This is a genomic window from Saccharopolyspora dendranthemae (assembly GCF_007829955.1).
In the GTDB taxonomy this organism is placed as follows: domain Bacteria; phylum Actinomycetota; class Actinomycetes; order Mycobacteriales; family Pseudonocardiaceae; genus Saccharopolyspora; species Saccharopolyspora dendranthemae.
The window spans coordinates 159,639-173,462 of the sequence record NZ_VIWX01000006.1; the positions used below are offsets into that span (position 1 = coordinate 159,639).

14 protein-coding genes and 1 pseudogene are annotated in these 13,824 nt (G+C 68.6%); 8 read left to right on the forward strand and 7 right to left on the reverse strand.

Annotation, left to right across the window (positions count from 1 at the left end):
* Window positions 1-31 precede the first annotated feature (31 nt).
* Window positions 32-1,165, reverse strand: a complete 1,134-nt coding sequence (locus tag FHU35_RS25240; RefSeq protein ID WP_145744119.1) for a glutathione-independent formaldehyde dehydrogenase — start codon at window positions 1,163-1,165, stop codon at window positions 32-34.
* Between the two features lie 62 nt (window positions 1,166-1,227).
* Complete coding sequence (locus FHU35_RS29445; RefSeq protein ID WP_186459605.1) at window positions 1,228-1,368, reverse strand: hypothetical protein; 141 nt, start codon at window positions 1,366-1,368, stop codon at window positions 1,228-1,230.
* Between the two features lie 47 nt (window positions 1,369-1,415).
* Here FHU35_RS29445 and FHU35_RS25245 point away from each other — a divergent pair, with 47 nt between their 5' ends.
* The 3 genes and pseudogenes from FHU35_RS25245 (at window position 1,416) to FHU35_RS25255 (ending at window position 5,553) form a co-directional block, all read left to right on the forward strand.
* Window positions 1,416-1,736, forward strand: coding sequence for a CU044_2847 family protein (locus FHU35_RS25245; protein WP_145744121.1), 321 nt, complete (start codon window positions 1,416-1,418; stop codon window positions 1,734-1,736).
* Window positions 1,733-2,464, forward strand: a pseudogene (locus FHU35_RS30335) (serine protease); the annotation flags it as partial. The gene FHU35_RS25245 and the pseudogene FHU35_RS30335, both read left to right, overlap by 4 nt.
* Window positions 2,465-2,769: 305 nt before the next feature.
* The gene (locus FHU35_RS25255) at window positions 2,770-5,553 is read left to right on the forward strand and encodes a WD40 repeat domain-containing protein (RefSeq protein WP_342788585.1); all 2,784 of its coding nucleotides are present in this window, start codon (window positions 2,770-2,772) and stop codon (window positions 5,551-5,553) included.
* 3 nt (window positions 5,554-5,556) lie between these two features.
* Here the strand turns inward: FHU35_RS25255 and FHU35_RS25260 are convergent, their stop codons facing one another.
* Window positions 5,557-5,805, reverse strand: a complete 249-nt coding sequence (locus tag FHU35_RS25260; RefSeq protein ID WP_186459606.1) for an HC3 family zinc finger protein — start codon at window positions 5,803-5,805, stop codon at window positions 5,557-5,559.
* A gap of 189 nt (window positions 5,806-5,994) precedes the next feature.
* On the opposite strand from FHU35_RS25260, the gene FHU35_RS25265 reads away from it, so the two are divergent.
* Both FHU35_RS25265 and FHU35_RS25270 read left to right on the forward strand, forming a co-directional pair.
* Window positions 5,995-6,855 carry a helix-turn-helix domain-containing protein gene (locus FHU35_RS25265; RefSeq protein ID WP_145744130.1) on the forward strand — a complete coding sequence of 287 codons (861 nt, stop codon included), beginning with the start codon at window positions 5,995-5,997 and terminating at the stop codon, window positions 6,853-6,855.
* 20 nt (window positions 6,856-6,875) lie between these two features.
* Complete coding sequence (locus tag FHU35_RS25270; protein ID WP_145744132.1) at window positions 6,876-7,061, forward strand: DUF397 domain-containing protein; 186 nt, start codon at window positions 6,876-6,878, stop codon at window positions 7,059-7,061.
* Between the two features lie 196 nt (window positions 7,062-7,257).
* On the opposite strand, the gene FHU35_RS25275 is transcribed toward FHU35_RS25270, so the two are convergent.
* Both FHU35_RS25275 and FHU35_RS25280 read right to left on the reverse strand, forming a co-directional pair.
* On the reverse strand, window positions 7,258-7,689 hold the full coding sequence (locus tag FHU35_RS25275) for a helix-turn-helix transcriptional regulator (RefSeq protein ID WP_145744134.1): 432 nt from the start codon (window positions 7,687-7,689) through the stop codon (window positions 7,258-7,260).
* A gap of 367 nt (window positions 7,690-8,056) precedes the next feature.
* Entirely contained in the window at window positions 8,057-9,436 is a 1,380-nt protein-coding gene (locus FHU35_RS25280; RefSeq protein WP_145744137.1) for a hypothetical protein, read from the reverse strand.
* A 131-nt stretch (window positions 9,437-9,567) separates the two neighbouring features.
* On the opposite strand from FHU35_RS25280, the gene deoC reads away from it, so the two are divergent.
* Genes deoC through FHU35_RS25295 form a run of 3 tightly spaced genes read left to right on the forward strand, consistent with a single transcriptional unit; the run spans window position 9,568 to window position 12,816 of the window.
* Complete coding sequence (deoC, locus tag FHU35_RS25285) at window positions 9,568-10,518, forward strand: deoxyribose-phosphate aldolase (RefSeq protein ID WP_145744139.1); 951 nt, start codon at window positions 9,568-9,570, stop codon at window positions 10,516-10,518.
* Complete coding sequence (locus FHU35_RS25290) at window positions 10,515-11,951, forward strand: aldehyde dehydrogenase family protein (RefSeq protein ID WP_145744141.1); 1,437 nt, start codon at window positions 10,515-10,517, stop codon at window positions 11,949-11,951. Before deoC ends, FHU35_RS25290 begins: the two co-directional genes overlap by 4 nt.
* On the forward strand, window positions 11,944-12,816 hold the full coding sequence (locus FHU35_RS25295) for an aldehyde dehydrogenase family protein (protein ID WP_145744143.1): 873 nt from the start codon (window positions 11,944-11,946) through the stop codon (window positions 12,814-12,816). Before FHU35_RS25290 ends, FHU35_RS25295 begins: the two co-directional genes overlap by 8 nt.
* A 36-nt stretch (window positions 12,817-12,852) precedes the next feature.
* Here FHU35_RS25295 and FHU35_RS25300 read toward each other — a convergent pair whose 3' ends face one another.
* Window positions 12,853-13,467 carry an HAAS signaling domain-containing protein gene (locus FHU35_RS25300; protein WP_145744145.1) on the reverse strand — a complete coding sequence of 205 codons (615 nt, stop codon included), beginning with the start codon at window positions 13,465-13,467 and terminating at the stop codon, window positions 12,853-12,855.
* The gene (locus FHU35_RS25305) at window positions 13,467-13,817 is read right to left on the reverse strand and encodes a PadR family transcriptional regulator (protein WP_145744147.1); all 351 of its coding nucleotides are present in this window, start codon (window positions 13,815-13,817) and stop codon (window positions 13,467-13,469) included. Before FHU35_RS25305 ends, FHU35_RS25300 begins: the two co-directional genes overlap by 1 nt.
* Between the last annotated feature and the right edge of the window lie 7 nt (window positions 13,818-13,824).

The window sequence follows — 13,824 nt, forward strand, 5'->3', positions numbered from 1 at the left end:
GACCTGCGCGGACGTGTCCTCGATCGCAGGACTACGGGTGCAGGACGACCTTCGTGTACCCCTCGATGCGCTGATCGAACTTGCCGTAGGCGTCCGGGGCCTCGTCCAGCGGCAGCTCGTGGGAGACGACGAAGCTCGGCGTCGCCCGGCCCTCGATGATCATGTCCCGGAGCTGCCGGTTGTAGCGCTTGACGTTGCACTGGCCGGTGCCGACGACCTGTCCCTTCTCGAACATCTTGCCGATGGAGACCAGCAGCTTCCCCTCCTTCGCCTCCTCCGAGGGGCCGCCGGGGTCGGCGGGCACGTAGAGGCCGGGAACGCCGAGGCGTCCGGTCGGGCGCACGGTTTCGATCAGCGAGTTGAGCACGACGGCGGGTTCTTCCTTGGAGGCGTCGCCGCTCTGCGCCTGGTAGCCGACGGCGTCGACGCCCTTGTCGGTCCCCTCGCCGTCGGTCCGGTCCTTGATCTGCTGGACCGGGTCGCCCTGCGAGAAGTCGATCGGGAGGGCGCCGATCTCCTCGGCCTTGGCCAGCCGCTCCGGCACGCGGTCCACGCAGAACACCCGGGACGCTCCGCGCAGCAGCGCCGAGTAGGCGGCCATCAGGCCGACCGGCCCGGCGCCGTAGACCGCGACGCTCTCGCCCGGCGAGACCTGCGCGAGCTCGCACCCGTGGTAGCCGGTCGGGAAGATGTCGGCCAGCAGCACGAAGTCCGTCTCGTGACCGCCTCCGGCCGGCAGCTTCAGGCAGTTGAAGTCGGCGTGCGGAACTCGCAGGTACTCGGCCTGCCCGCCGGTGTAGGGCCCCATCGCGACGTAGCCGTAGGCGCCACCGGCGAACCCGGGGTTCACCGTCAGGCAGAACGCGGTGTCGCCCGCCATGCAGTTCTTGCAGAACCCGCAGGCGACGTTGAACGGCATCACCACGCGGTCACCCCGGCTCAGGCCGGAGACGCCGTCACCGACCTCCTCGATGATGCCCATGTTCTCGTGCCCGAACACGATCCCGGGCTCGGCGGCGGTGCGCCCCTCGTACATGTGCAGATCGGAACCGCAGATGGCGGTCGAGGTCACCCGCACGATCACGTCGTTGGGATGCCCGATCGCCGGGCGCCCCACCTCGTCGATGGCCACCCGGTAGGGCTCCTGGTAGACGACGGCCTTCATCGCAGACCTCCACAAGACGCGGAAAACCAACTCCCCCGTCGCCTACCCACCTCCGAAACCGGTCATTCCCGCTTCGCGGCAGCCGAACGAGCGAACTCCTCCCGGCCGATCTCCTCCCGGCCGATCTCCTCCCGGCCGATCTCCTCCGAGAGCTTGCTGCGCCGAACAGGGGAGTTCCGCGAAGAGCGCTCTGCGGAGATCATCTCTGCGCTAGCTTCGTTGCCAGGTAGTCGAGCCTGGGGAGCGCAGGATGGGGCAGCTGGTCAGGATGCCGCTGGACGGTGGCGGCGAGTTGTTGATCGAGGCACCGGAGGACGAGGGCGCGATCCCGGTCAGCGGGGCCGGCCGGGTCGTGCAGGCCTCGGAGTCGGTCCAGAAGTCCATGGGCAACATCCGCGCGGCCGCCGAAGCCGTGCTCGGCGAGCTCCGCGCGATGGACCAGCCGCCCTCGAAGGTCAACGTGGAGTTCGGCATCAAGGTGACCGGCGAGGCCAACCTCGCGGTCGCGAAGTCCACCGGCGAGGCCAACTTCAAGGTCTCCATCGAGTGGGACGGCGTCAAGAAGGGATGACCGGCCTGGCCGCCGATCCGCTGGACCCGGCGCTGGTTCGGGTCCGCGACGGCCAGCAGGTGCTGGGCGCCGGTTTCCTGGTCGCACCCGAGGTGATCGCGACCTGCGCGCACGTGGTCGGCGATGCCGACTCGGTGATCGTCGACTTCTCGCGGTTGGGTGTGCGCGGCTTGCCGGCGCAGGTCGTGGAGCGCGACGAAGCGCTGGACGTGGCGATCCTGCGGCTGGACGATCCGCCTGCCGGCGCGCTGCCGGTGCCCGCGCGGATCAGCGGCGAGGTCCGCGATCACCGCTTCCGCACGTTCGGGTTCCCGCGCGACATGCCCGACGGCGTGTGGGTCACGGGTCGTCTCGTGGGCGCTCAGGCCGCGGGCCGGATCCAGATGGCGGTCGACCCCGATCACTGGGCCATCGAGCCCGGTTTCAGCGGCGCCCCGGTGTGGGACCAGGAGACCGGCGACGTGGTGGGCATGGTCGTCACGACCTCGGCCCGCAACCGGACCACGGCGCACCTGGTGCCGACGACCGCGCTCGGCGAGGCGTGGACCTCGCCCACCCGCAACCCGTATCGAGGACTGCGTCCCTTCACCGAGGTCGACGCGGAGCTGTTCCACGGCCGCGACGAGGAGGTGGACAAGCTCGTCGAAATATTCGGGGAGCAGCGCATCGTGGCGGTCGCGGGACCTTCGGGAAGCGGCAAGTCGTCACTGGTGAAGGCCGGTTTGCTGCCTCGGGTCGACGACTGGCTGGAACTCCGCCCGGAGCAGGAGATCCCGGAGGAGTCCGGGCCGCTGCTGGTGCTGGACCAGTTCGAAGAGGCGGTCATCGCCGATCCCGAGGCCGCCCGGCAGCGGCTGGCCAGGCTCGTCGAGCTGGGACATCACGCCGTGCTGACCTTGCGCTCCCGCTCGGTCGACGACCTGATCACCAAGGACACCGCCGCCGAGCTCAACCGCGCGGTCTGGTTCCTGGAGCCGATGTCGCCGAACAGCTCACCACCGCCATCGAAGGACCGGCCGCCGCGGTCGGCGGGCTGGCCTTCGAAGCCGGTCTGGTGCGCCGCATCCTGGACGACACGGCGGCGGGAACCGGCGCGTTACCGCTGGTCTCGCTGGTCCTGCAGGAACTGTGCGAACGCCGTCGCGGAGGCTGGCTGACGCACGAGGACTACGAAGCCCTGGGCCGGGTTCCGGGTGCGCTCAGCGCCGCCGCCGACGCCGCCCTCGCCGAACTGGACAACGACCGGGCGAGAAGCCTGCTCACCCTGCTGACCCGCCCGGACGGCGAAGGCGGCCACGCCCGCCGCAGCGCCGAGCTCGGCGATCTCGACGCGTCCTCGCGCAACACCGCCCACCAGCTCGCGGCGAAACGGCTGGTCGTCATCGAGGACCAGCGCGTCAACCTCACGCACCAGGCCCTCATCGACCACTGGCCGAGGCTGCGCGACTGGCTCACCGAGGACGCGGACTTCCTGTCCTGGCGCGCGAAACTCACCGACCTGCACGATTCCGGCGGAGTCCTCCGCGACGCCCCGCTGGCCGAGGCCGAGTCCTGGCTCGCCGCGCGCCCCGACGACATCCCCGAGGCCCAGCGCCAGTTCGTCCGCCGCAGCACCGCCGCCCAGACCCGGGACCGCCGACGCTGGCGCAACATCACGGCGGTGGTCAGCGTCCTGGCACTGGTCGCAGCGGTCCTGGTGGTGATCACCACCAGGAGCAACGCCCAGCTCGACCAACGGCTCCGCGAAGCCGACGCCACCACCCTGGCCGAGGAGTCCACCAGCGCGGCGGAGGGCAACAGCGCCACCGCGCTGCAACTCGCGCTCGCCGCCTACAAGACAGATCCGGACAGCCCGGCCGCGATCGGTGCGCTCCTGCGGCAGCGGCTCTTCCACCGCGGCGTGGACCGAGTGCTGTCGCCGGAGCTCACGGGTGTTCTCAGTCCCTACGATTCCCTGCAGGTCAGCGCCGACGGCCGGACCGCGATCACCGTTGCCACCGACCCGACCGACCCGGTGCGGGTGATCCGGGATCCGGCGGGACCGCGACCGCGCTCGGAACCGCTCCAGGTGAACCGCGAGAACAGGCTCGTGCTCAGCTCCGACGGGGCATCGCTCGCCGAGCTGGACACGTCCGGCGCACTCACGCTGTGGGACCTGACCGGCCACCACCCGCCGATGGTGCTGGCGGATTCCGGTGTCGACTACGCGAGTTTCAGCCACGACGGCCAGTGGCTGCTCACGATGCCGGAGGAGACGACCGAGGTCGCGACGCTGTGGAACGTCCCTGCGCGGCAGCGGCACCCCACCGGCTACGTGAAGCCGTCCGGCATCACCAGGTCGGCATTCCCGCTCCCTGGCGGTCATCACATCGTCAGCCAGGAAGATCGCTCCGCCCCGGGCCAACCCGGGGATGAACCCTGGACAGTCGTCCGCGATACCCGGACGGGGGCCGAGCTCAGCGCCCGCAACGGCTGGTCCCTGCTTGATTCGGGGGTCTCCTCGTTCCGCTGCGCGGACAGCAGCTACACGGTCGCTGACACCCTGACCGGCCGGGAGTTGACTCAGGGCACTGCCGGAGAGTGCCACAAGACCGACAACGCGGGTCGCCACCTGCTGATTCGAGGCTCCGGCAGCTCCGACTCCGTCCACGAGGTCGTCGACTCATCGGGAAAGCGCAGTGGGCTGACCGACCCGGCGCGAACCTGGTTCAGCGGAACCACTTCGAGCGAGGGGACGAGCGTCGTCACCGGCCCGCGCGGCACGCTCACGGCGCTGACATCGCGCGAAGGCTCCGTCCACATCAGCGACCTGCGCACGACCTCTGAAGAGCGGCTGCAGCCCGAGAGCGTGATGGTGACCAGCCCGGACGGCAACCGGTTGGTGGCCTCGAACCAGAGCCAGCAAGCCCACGTTCTCGATGGGGAGCGGAGGTTCGTCGGGCGCTTGGACGTCCCCAGCTACGAGGACGAGGGGTCTTTCGCCTTCGACACGACCGGCGAGCAACTCATCTCGATGTTGCCCGGGAAGTTGCGCGTGCAGAACGCGGCGGATCTGTCAGTCCTGCGGGAAATCCCCATACCCGGCCCGCCGGGGTTCGGCGATGAGTTCAACAGGTACCTGCACCTGCCTTCCCTCGTCTCCACGAAACGGGACGAAGTGCTGATCGAATACCGGGGGCAGGTCACGGGCTTCGACCCGGAAACCTGGCGGATCACCCGTCCGCCGCTGAACGTCCTGCCCGGCAAGGGACCGAACACGGACTGGAGCTCGGTCTCGGTGGTCGGTCGTCCCGGGCATCCGGACGAGGTGCTGGTCCGAAGCGACGAATCGCTCACCACGTGGAACCTCCGCACGCGGTCCTCCGGCCCGGCGATCGCAGTCGGACCCACCGTCGGACAGGCGACGCCTGCCACCGACCCGGCCGGGAGGTACGCGGCCGTCACCGCGTCGAAGGTCGCGGTCGTCGTCGACCTGGACGAGAACCGCCCGGTGGAGAGCATTCCCATCGACGCCGCGGGAGCGTACGGGTTCTTCGGCGACTACCTGCTCCTCGACGGCACAGCTCAGCTGGAAGTCCTCGACTGGCGGGGGCGGAAGGTCATCACGGAGTTCACCACCACCTCCAGCGGAGGTGATGTGACTGTGGAGAACGGCAGGCTCTTCCTGAGCCACTTCGGCGGCCCCTCGGACTCGATTCCCGGCGAGCCCCAGTCCTGGTTCGCGGAGCTCTGCGGGGTCAGCGACCGCGATTACACCGACGCCGAACGGGCCTTGGTGCGCGAAGAGCTCGCCGAAGAGCGTCCTTGCGAGGGGTGACCTTCAGGCGTTGTCGCGGTTGGGCGGGGTCTGGAGGCGGTCTCGGGTCGTCGTGGCCGCCAGCCAGCAGGTTTCGCAGGTCGGGGAGAGCCAGTCGATCGCGGTCGGTTTGCCGATGGGGATCGTCTCGCCGCAGAGGGTTTCGCGCTCCTCGCCGGGATGCGGCGGTTCCGTGGGGTGCAGGCCGTGGCGGAGCCCCCCGTGCGGTCGCCAGTAGGCGACCAGCCGCTGACCGTTGAAGAACTCGGGCACGGTGCCTCCCAGTGGTTTCCGGAAGCGGGGCGCCGGCCGGGAATCGGGGGAGGAAGACCGACCGGCACCACCACAGGCGATGACCCTGCGTGTTGCTATCGTCACCGCTTGAGATCAACCTATAGGTTGGTCTGGCTAATTAGCTAGCCAGTGCACCCAGATGTGTGATCATGGAAAGGCGGAGTTCCCGTGGCTCCAAGCTCACCGACCGTCGCGAACTGGGCTCTAGGCCTGCGGATCAGACAGCAGCGAGAAGCAGTAGGACTCAACGGAACTGGTGCCGCCAAGCGCGTCGGCATCACCGGCGCATACCTCTCGGAAGTGGAGAAGGGCAAGAAGAACCTCTCCCCCGACAGGCTGGGCGAGCTGATCGAGGTCTACGAGTTCGACAGCGACGAAGCTGACGAGCTCCGCCAGCTCCGCGAACAAGCCAGTCATCGCGGCTGGTGGACTCGCTACTCGGCGATCTTCCCCGACGAGCTGCTGCGCTTCTTCGGATACGAGCACGGAGCAGAAAGCGCGCACACCTACGACAGTGGGTTGTTCAACGGACTGCTTCAGACCGAGGAGTACGCCCGCGCGGTCATCGAATCCGGAAGCCCCAACGTGCGATTGGCAGAAGTCGATCCGAGGTCCGAAGCGCGGCTCGTTCGACAACAACGGCTCCGAGGAAGGGACCCGCTGCGAATGACCGCAGTCATGAGCGAAGCCGTGATACGCCAGCAGATCGGCGGTCCGGGGGTCCTCAAACGGCAGCTAGAACACCTGGCACGTCTCATCGACGAGCTGCACCAAACCCTCGAAGTGCTCGTCGTCCCGTTCGAAGCGACCGGGCACCACGCGATGGGCGGGTCAGCCTTTCACATCATGACCTTCCCGAACGGAACGCTCCCCACGCTGATCTGGCAGGAGACGGTCACGTCGACGAGCCTGATCACGGACCAGCTGACGGTGCGCGAATATGCGCTGGCTCATTCCGAGGCCGCTAAAGCAGCGCTGAGCCGCGAGGATTCTCTGGCCCTGGTCCGCGAGAGCTTCAATTCGTTGTGACGCGCCTTTAGTATCGCCGTATGGAGTTCAGCCCAGGCGAATGGCGGAAGTCGACTCGCAGCGCCAGCAACGCCTCCTGCGTCGAGGTCGCCGTGACCGCTGACGCCGTCGGTGTCCGGGACACGAAGGACCGCGCCGGCGGCACCCTCGCCTTCGACCGCGACCGCTGGAACGACTTCCTCACCACCCTCCGCCAGCAGCGGTGAGAACCGACCTCCCCGAGCTCGGCACCATCGCGGCGTGATCCTCGGGCCGCGGGGTAGGAGTTGCGCCGCATTTCCCAGTTTTAGTCATAACTGAGCGGACATTTCGGGCACGAAGCGTCCTCGGTTTGGACTAAAACTGGGAAATGCCCCGTTCGGGTGAAGCCGCGCCGTTGGGGGGAACCGGGGTTGTGCCTGGTCATTGGGTGTAGAGGTCCGGGTTGTTGGAGAGGGCTGCGACCATGGCCGCTCTGGAGCCGACGTCGAGCTTGGTGAAGATCCTGCGCATGTGCGCGGACACCGTGTAGAGGCTGATGTCGAGGACCGTGGCGATCGCTCGGTTGGTGTAGCCGAGGCCGACCATGCGGGCGATTTCGGCTTCGCGGGGGCTCAGCAGCTCGGCGACCGGCGGTGTGATCGGCAGCAGGACGCAGCGCACGCCCAGTTCGGCGGTGTCCATCAGGGGGCGGCGCGGAACCCGGCTCTGCCCGGTGATCTCGGCAACGCGGCGGACCAGGGCTCGAACCAGGTGCTGGACGAGTTCGTCCGAGCTCGGATCCGCCCCCAGCGATGGCTCCGGTGCGCCCTCCCGAGCACGTGGGATGGGCGTGACAGCGGCGTCCTCGGGCATTCGGCCTCCCAAGTACCCAACGAGCGGCAGCAGAACGCGCCGCCCTGGAAAAACCCGCCTGCCCCCACGCGGGTCGCGCGGCTCAAGACCGCGACCTGTTCAGCAAAGCCAACGCGGGCGGCCCGCGCATCGTCGATTTGTGTGACAAGGGCCTGAACTAGTCGTACCGGGCGACGTGAGAACGAACGACTTCCACCCGATCGACAGCTTGCGCTGGACTTCTCCACACGCGCTCACCGACGGCTCACCGGAGAACAGCCACCTCCGGTGAGCGCCCTGAGAGAACTGCGGCAATCGCAACGACGATTGCCGCAGTTCTCGTATTCGTCCACCAGGTCGGGGACGTTGCCCGCACGTCCGTTCATGATCAGTTGTGGCAGCTCGTCTGGTCGCCTTCGGGAACCGGTGGCAGTGCGTAGAGGACTCGACGCTCCTTCTGCTCGGTATCGCCGTCATCCGGGTGTTCGGCCAGGGACCAGAGCTCATCCCGCCCTCTCCAGTAGGAGAGGTTCTGGACGCCCGCCGCGACCTTGCGGCACCCCTCGTTGACCATCTCGCCGTCCCGGACGGACATGGTGATCAGGTGCCCGTTGGAATGCCTGCCGCCGCCGCTGAGCCGACTGATGAACCACTTGTCTCCGTACGCGGTCACACCCTGGACCAGACCGGCATCCTTTTCCTTGGTCCCCTCCTCCGGATCGCCCGGTACGAGATCCTTCGGCAACTCGTGTACTTCGTCCGCTCGCCACGTCCGGCCGTCAGCTGCAGGCGTGCCGTTCTCGCCGTTCATCGACCAGGTCGCGACACGCCCGGAGTATTTGCCCTTGCCGCAGAACTCGCCGCTGATCAGGCGGTCCGGAACCGTGCTGCGGTCCAGCGAGAGGTAGGAATACACCGGCGGGGCGTCCGCCGCGCAGCCACCCTCTGGGTCCTCGGCGTCGAACCCCGGTTGCTGCCACGTCGCGACCTGCGGAAGCACGTACCGGTAGCCGTACCCGTAGTACTTGTCCCCGTCGAAACCGACCTTGCGCTCGTCGGAGATGTCCCCCTCATCGCCGGCGGCCTTGAGATCGAGGATGTGCCGCATGTCGAAGACCCTGATGCCGCGATGCGTGTCGGCCATGTAGAGGTAGTTCCCGTACCAGACGATGCCTCCGGCGTGGGTGCTCTTGGGCGGATGATCCGGCGAGTTCTTCTGCGGGTTCGTCACGGCCTCGTACGAGGCGCCGTTCTTCCCCTCGAACGGGTAGACGAGCAGAACGTGCTGGTATTGGTTCGTCTCCGGGTCGAGAAAGCTGACCCGCGCGCCCTTCTCGATGCCCTCGTCACCGGGATTGCCATCGCCCTTCGCTTTGTCGTACCAGCTGACGAGGATGGCCTGCTTGCTTCCCCAGAGTTCATCCCGCTGGGCGTCACTGACGGTGGTGATCCCCTGCGGATACCAGTCGTAGGTGTCGTTGTCCCCTTCTGCGAAGCAGTAGCTGCGCGAGGGCGTCTCAGACATCTCCGGGTTGGTGGGCTCGCAACCGGGTTCGGCTCGCCGGTTTCCCTCGGCGAGGAGGTCCTGAACGCCTTGCCGAGGAAGTGCCCGTTCCAGTTCCTCGACCGGAGCCGGGGTCCCGGCCGCCTCCTGCTTCTCCAGGACGAAATCGTCCGCGGACGGCTGCTGCTGCGCCACAGCGACCGCGGGCAGCAGGATGGGTATCGCCAGGATCGCGGCCAGCGAGGTTCGCCGACGTCCGTTCATGATTTCTCCGTTCGACGCGTTGATCAGGAGAAATGCAGACTCCTCCGCGTTTCTTTCGCGCGGCTTGCGCGTTGTTGGCGTGATCGCTCCACCGGGGACGCGTGGCGCCGTTCCCGACCTAGACTGCGGGTATGGCATGGACGCCGTTCGATCTTGACGACGCCGTGCGGGACGACCGGTCGTTGCGCCGCTTCCTGCACGGTCTCCCCGGCGTTGACCAGGTGGGACTGGAGCAGCGGGCAGCGGGGTTGGCGACCCGCAGCATCAAGAAGGCCTCGAAGACGTGGGCCATCGACACCGCCATCTCCATGGTCGACCTGACGACGCTGGAAGGGGCCGACACCGAGGGCAAGGTCCGGGCGCTGTGCGCCAAGGCCATGCGACCGGATCCCGGTCAGGCCGGTGTTCCGCAGGTCGCGGCGGTGTGCGTGTACTCCGACCTGGCCTCGACCGCCGTCGACGAGCTCGCCGGATCCGGCGTCCACGTGGCGTCGGTGGCCACCTCGTTCCCGTCCGGGCGAGCCGCGCAGGCCGTGAAGCTCGCCGACGTGGAGCACGCGGTGTCGGCGGGCGCCGACGAGATCGACATGGTCATCGACCGGGGCGCGTTCCTGGCCGGGCGCTACGGGCAGGTCTTCGACGAGATCAAGGCCGTCAAGGCCGCGTGCGGCGACGCGCACCTGAAGGTCATCCTGGAGACCGGTGAGCTCGCGACCTACGACAACGTGCGCAGGGCCTCGTGGTTGGCGCTGCTGGCCGGGGGCGACTTCATCAAGACCTCCACCGGCAAGGTCTCCCCCGCCGCGACGCTGCCCGTCACGCACCTGATGCTGCAGGCCGTGCGCGACTGGCGGGACACCACCGGTGAGCTGCGCGGCGTCAAACCGGCAGGCGGCATCCGCAACACCAAGGACGCGGTGCGCTACCTGGTGGCGGTGCACGAGGTCGCCGGGCCGGAATGGCTCGACCCGGACCTGTTCCGGTTCGGCGCGTCGAGCCTGCTCAACGATCTGCTGATGCAGCGGCGGACCCAGCTCGAAGGCCACTACAGCGGCCCCGACTACGTGGCGGTGGACGGATGACCAGCCCTTGGGAGTACGCGCCCGCGTTGGAATCGCGCGAGCTCGCCGACCTCAAGCCGAACTACCGGATGTTCGTCGGCGGTGAGTTCGTCGACGGCGGCGGCCAGCCCATCAAGACCATCAACCCGGCGACGGAGGAGATCCTCGCCGAGGTGGCCTCCGCCGACACCGGCGACGTGGACCGCGCGGTCGCGGCCGCTCGCCGCGCGTACGACGAGGTGTGGTCGAAGCTGCCCGGCAAGGAGCGGGCGAAGTACCTGTTCCGGATCGCGCGGCTGATCCAGGAGCGCAGCCGCGAGCTCGCGGTGCTGGAGACGCTCGACAACGGCAAGCCGATCAAGGAAGCCCGCGACGTCGACGTCCCCACCGCCGCCGCGCACTTCTTCCACCACGCGGGCTGGGCCGACAAGCTCGACTACGCCGGCTTCGGGCCGAACCCGAAGTCGCTGGGCGTTGCCGCTCAGGTGATCCCGTGGAACTTCCCGCTGCTGATGCTGGCGTGGAAGATCGCACCCGCACTGGCCTGCGGGAACACCGTCGTGCTCAAGCCCGCCGAGACCACGCCGCTGAGCGCCCTGGTGTTCGCCGACATCTGCGCGCAGGCCGGACTGCCCGCCGGTGTGGTGAACATCGTTTCGGGCGCGGGCGATGTCGGGGCCGCGCTGGTGGGTCATCCCGGTGCGGACAAGGTGGCCTTCACCGGTTCGACCGAGGTCGGCAAGCAGATCCAGCGCACGGTCGCCGGGTCGGGCAAGAAGCTGACGCTGGAGCTGGGCGGCAAGGCCGCCAACATCGTCTTCGACGACGCTCCGCTGGACCAGACCGTCGAGGGCATCGTCAACGGCATCTTCTTCAACCAGGGCCAGGTGTGCTGCGCGGGTTCTCGCCTGCTGGTGCAGGAGAGCGTGGCCGAGGAGCTGCTGGAGAAGTTGCGCGCGAGGGTCAGCACGCTGCGCGTGGGCGACCCGCTCGACAAGAACACCGACGTGGGCGCCATCAACTCCGCCGAGCAGCTGACGAAGATCACCGAGCTGGCGGACGGCGCTGCCGCCGAAGGAGCCGAGCGCTGGAGCAGCCCGTGCGAGCTGCCCGAACGCGGCTTCTTCTTCGCGCCGACGGTGTTCTCCGAGGTGCACCAGTCGATGCGGATAGCCCGCGAGGAGATCTTCGGCCCGGTCCTGTCGGTGCTGACGTTCCGGACTCCGGACGAGGCGATCGCCAAGGCCAACAACACCCCGTACGGGCTGTCGGCGGGGGTCTGGAGCGAGAAGGGCTCGCGGATCCTGTGGGCGGCTCAGAAGCTCCGCGCCGGGGTGGTGTGGGCGAACACGTTCAACCGGTTCGACCCGACCGCGCCCTTCGGCGGTTACCGGGAATCCGGGTTCGGCCGAGAGGGCGGCCGGGCTGGTTTGGAGGCGTACCTCGATGTCTGACGTTCCCGGCCGGGTGGCCGTCGCCAAGACCTGCAAGCTCTACATCGGTGGCGCGTTCCCGCGCTCCGAATCGGGACGGGTGTTCGCCGTGAGCGGTGCGGACGGGGAGTTCCTGGCCAACGTCGCGCACGCCTCCCGCAAGGACGTGCGCGACGCCGTCGCCGCTGCGCGCAAGGCGTTCGGCGGCTGGTCCGGTGCCACCGCCTACAACCGGGGGCAGGTGCTGTTCCGCATCGCCGAGATGATGGAGGGGAGGCGCGAGCAGTTCGCCGCCGAGGTCTCCGCCGCCGAGGGCGTCTCGCGGGAGGAAGCACTGTCCGCTGTGGACACCGCGATCGATCGGGTCGTCTGGTACGCGGGCTGGACCGACAAGATCGCGATGGTGCTCGGGGCGTCCAACCCGGTCGCGGGGCCGTACTTCTCGTTCAGCACGCCCGAACCTACCGGTGTCGTGGGAGTGCTCGCGCCGCAGGAGTCGTCGCTGCTCGGACTGGTCAGCGTGGTGGCCCCGGTGATCGCCGCGGGCAACACCTGCGTGGTCGTCGCTTCCGGTGAGCGACCGCTGCCCGCGATCACCTTCGCCGAGGTGCTGGCCACCTCCGACGTCCCCGGCGGCGTGGTCAACATCGTGAGCGGGCTCGCCGCCGAGCTCGGCCCGTGGCTGGCTTCGCACGCCGACGTCAACGCGCTGGACCCGACCGGAGCTCCGGAGCAGCTGCGCGGCGAGCTGGCGCGCTCGGCGGCCGACACCGTCAAGCGGGTGCTGCCGGTCCGGAGCGAACCCGACTGGACCGGCGAACCCGACCTGCAGCGCCTGCGCGCCTTCACCGAGATCAAGACCGTCTGGCACCCCGTGGGGACGTGAGCGGCCTCAGTAGAGACCTCCGCCCCCCGGGCCGTGTCAGTGCTTCTTCGGGTACCGGACCCGGCCTCGCCGGATGGACTGCGCGAGCATCGCGAACATGCCGATGAGGAAGACGACGCCGAGGGTGAGGATCAGCCAGCTCGGCGCGGTGATGACCGGCGTTGCGTCATCGAGGTTCTTGTTGCAGAGCACCTGGGCGCCCAGGCCCGCGATCAGCACCAGAACGGCCCCGCCGCCGTAGAGCTTGTTGTTCTCCGAAGCCGTGCGCGCGAGGTAGACCAGCAGGGCCACTGCGATGACCGCGACCAGCAGCAGCGGCATCGCCACGACGTCGCGCAGCGTGTAGCCCACACCGGCCTCGTCGAGCGCGATCCCGTCGCCGAAGAAGGTCTGGCCGAACAGGGCCAGGGTCGCGATGGCGATGAAGGAAACCACGATGCCGCCGGTCGAGCGCTTGCCGGTGGACGGGTCGAGCTGCGCGGCGACCTGCCGCGCGTAGTCGCGCGGCTTCCCGAACGCGTCCACCGGGTCCTCCCCGGTCTCGGCCACGTGCGCCTCGACCTCGGCGAGCACCTCACCCGTGCGCTCGCCGGAGATCTCGTGAAAGCGCAGTGCCTTGTGCAGGTCATCGGTGTACTTGTCCAGCGTCATCATGCTTGCACCCCTCGTTCCACAACGGTGATCGAGTTCCGGGCGAACTCGACCCACTTCGGTCCCATCTCCACCAGCGCGGCGCGGCCCTGATCGGTCAGAGAGAAGAACTTCCGACCCGGGCCTCCTTCGCCCGCCCGCCACTCCGCCTGCAGCAGGCCGTCCGCGGCCAGCCGGTTGAGCAGCGGGTAGAGCGTCCCGGCCTTCATGTCCGGCAGTCCGGCTTCGGCCAACCGCTGCAGCAGCGTGTAGCCGTAGCCCTCTCCGCCCTCGGCCAGCAGCGCCAGCACCGCGAGGTCGAGCACCCCGCGCAGCCATTGCGTCTGCCTGGTCGTCGTCCGTTCCGCCATGCCTAGA